We start from the raw sequence: 2,915 nt of genomic DNA on the forward strand, positions 1-2,915 counted from the left end.
GGATTAGCCCTTAAGTTGATTTGAGATTAGCGGAACGTTCTGGAAAGTGCGGCCATAGTGGGTGATAGCCCCGTACGCGAAAGTCTCTTGTCAATGAAATCGAGTAGGACGGAGCACGAGAAACTTTGTCTGAATATGGGGGGACCATCCTCCAAGGCTAAATACTACTGACTGACCGATAGTGAACCAGTACCGTGAGGGAAAGGCGAAAAGAACCCCGGAGAGGGGAGTGAAATAGAACCTGAAACCGTATGCGTACAAGCAGTGGGAGCCTACTTTGTTAGGTGACTGCGTACCTTTTGTATAATGGGTCAGCGACTTATTTTCAGTGGCGAGCTTAACCGAATAGGGGAGGCGTAGCGAAAGCGAGTCTTAATAGGGCGTCTAGTCGCTGGGAATAGACCCGAAACCGGGCGATCTATCCATGGGCAGGTTGAAGGTTAGGTAACACTGACTGGAGGACCGAACCGACTACCGTTGAAAAGTTAGCGGATGACCTGTGGATCGGAGTGAAAGGCTAATCAAGCTCGGAGATAGCTGGTTCTCCTCGAAAGCTATTTAGGTAGCGCCTCGTGTATCACTGCTGGGGGTAGAGCACTGTTTCGGCTAGGGGGTCATCCCGACTTACCAAACCGATGCAAACTCCGAATACCAGCAAGTGTCAGCACGGGAGACACACGGCGGGTGCTAACGTCCGTCGTGAAAAGGGAAACAACCCAGACCGTCAGCTAAGGTCCCAAAATCCTGGTTAAGTGGGAAACGATGTGGGAAGGCTTAGACAGCTAGGAGGTTGGCTTAGAAGCAGCCATCCTTTAAAGAAAGCGTAATAGCTCACTAGTCGAGTCGGCCTGCGCGGAAGATGTAACGGGGCTCAAACCAGGTACCGAAGCTACGGGTTCATCGCAAGATGAGCGGTAGAGGAGCGTTGTGTAAGCCTGTGAAGGTGAGTTGAGAAGCTTGCTGGAGGTATCACAAGTGCGAATGCTGACATGAGTAACGACAATGCGAGTGAAAAACTCGCACGCCGAAAGACCAAGGGTTCCTGCGCAACGTTAATCGACGCAGGGTGAGTCGGCCCCTAAGGCGAGGCTGAAGAGCGTAGTCGATGGGAAACGGGTCAATATTCCCGTACTTCTAGTTACTGCGATGGGGGGACGGAGAAGGCTAGGCCAGCTTGGCGTTGGTTGTCCAAGTTTAAGGTGGTAGGCAGAGATCTTAGGTAAATCCGGGATCTTAATGCCGAGAACTGATGACGATCCTTCTTTTAGAAGGAGAAGTGGTTGATGCCATGCTTCCAGGAAAAGCCTCTAAGCTTCAGGTAACTAGGAACCGTACCCCAAACCGACACAGGTGGTTGGGTAGAGAATACCAAGGCGCTTGAGAGAACTCGGGTGAAGGAACTAGGCAAAATGGCACCGTAACTTCGGGAGAAGGTGCGCCGGTGAGGGTGAAGGGTTTACCCCGTAAGCTCATGCCGGTCGAAGATACCAGGCCGCTGCGACTGTTTATTAAAAACACAGCACTCTGCAAACACGAAAGTGGACGTATAGGGTGTGACGCCTGCCCGGTGCCGGAAGGTTAATTGATGGGGTTAGCGCAAGCGAAGCTCTTGATCGAAGCCCCGGTAAACGGCGGCCGTAACTATAACGGTCCTAAGGTAGCGAAATTCCTTGTCGGGTAAGTTCCGACCTGCACGAATGGCGTAACGATGGCGGCGCTGTCTCCACCCGAGACTCAGTGAAATTGAAATCGCTGTGAAGATGCAGTGTATCCGCGGCTAGACGGAAAGACCCCGTGAACCTTTACTATAGCTTTGCACTGGACTTTGAATTTGCTTGTGTAGGATAGGTGGGAGGCTTTGAAGTGGGGACGCCAGTTCTCATGGAGCCATCCTTGAAATACCACCCTGGCAACTTTGAGGTTCTAACTCTGGTCCGTTATCCGGATCGAGGACAGTGTATGGTGGGTAGTTTGACTGGGGCGGTCTCCTCCTAAAGAGTAACGGAGGAGTACGAAGGTGCGCTCAGACCGGTCGGAAATCGGTCGCAGAGTATAAAGGCAAAAGCGCGCTTGACTGCGAGACAGACACGTCGAGCAGGTACGAAAGTAGGTCTTAGTGATCCGGTGGTTCTGTATGGAAGGGCCATCGCTCAACGGATAAAAGGTACTCCGGGGATAACAGGCTGATACCGCCCAAGAGTTCATATCGACGGCGGTGTTTGGCACCTCGATGTCGGCTCATCACATCCTGGGGCTGAAGCCGGTCCCAAGGGTATGGCTGTTCGCCATTTAAAGTGGTACGCGAGCTGGGTTTAGAACGTCGTGAGACAGTTCGGTCCCTATCTGCCGTGGACGTTTGAGATTTGAGAGGGGCTGCTCCTAGTACGAGAGGACCGGAGTGGACGAACCTCTGGTGTTCCGGTTGTCACGCCAGTGGCATTGCCGGGTAGCTATGTTCGGAAGAGATAACCGCTGAAAGCATCTAAGCGGGAAACTTGCCTCAAGATGAGATCTCACTGGAGCCTTGAGCTCCCTAAAGGGCCGTCGAAGACTACGACGTTGATAGGTGGGGTGTGTAAGCGCTGTGAGGCGTTGAGCTAACCCATACTAATTGCCCGTGAGGCTTGACCATATAACACCCAAACAATTTGATGTTTGTGTGTCAGACGGTCGAAGTCGACAAACAAACCGAAAATCAGCATCACTCGCARAACACCACATGCCCAATTCGGGGAAGCGACTCAACACCGACTCCCCAACCAGATTGCTTGACGACCATAGAGCGTTGGAACCACCTGATCCCATCCCGAACTCAGAAGTGAAACGACGCATCGCCGATGGTAGTGTGGGGCTTCCCCATGTGAGAGTAGGTCATCGTCAAGCTTATACACCAAACCCCCGACCATCTATGATGG

2 rRNA genes (1 of these 2 cut by a window edge) are annotated in these 2,915 nt (G+C 52.4%); both read left to right on the plus strand.

What is annotated here, in order from left to right:
- Window positions 1-2,632: ribosomal RNA gene (locus tag KXR72_RS20835) — 23S ribosomal RNA — on the plus strand; it begins 259 nt to the left of the window's first position.
- 135 nt (window positions 2,633-2,767) lie between these two features.
- A 5S ribosomal RNA gene (gene rrf, locus KXR72_RS20840) occupies window positions 2,768-2,883 on the plus strand.
- Window positions 2,884-2,915 lie beyond the last annotated feature (32 nt).

Source organism: Stutzerimonas chloritidismutans, assembly GCF_051486945.1.
Taxonomy (GTDB): Bacteria; Pseudomonadota; Gammaproteobacteria; order Pseudomonadales; family Pseudomonadaceae; genus Stutzerimonas; species Stutzerimonas chloritidismutans_B.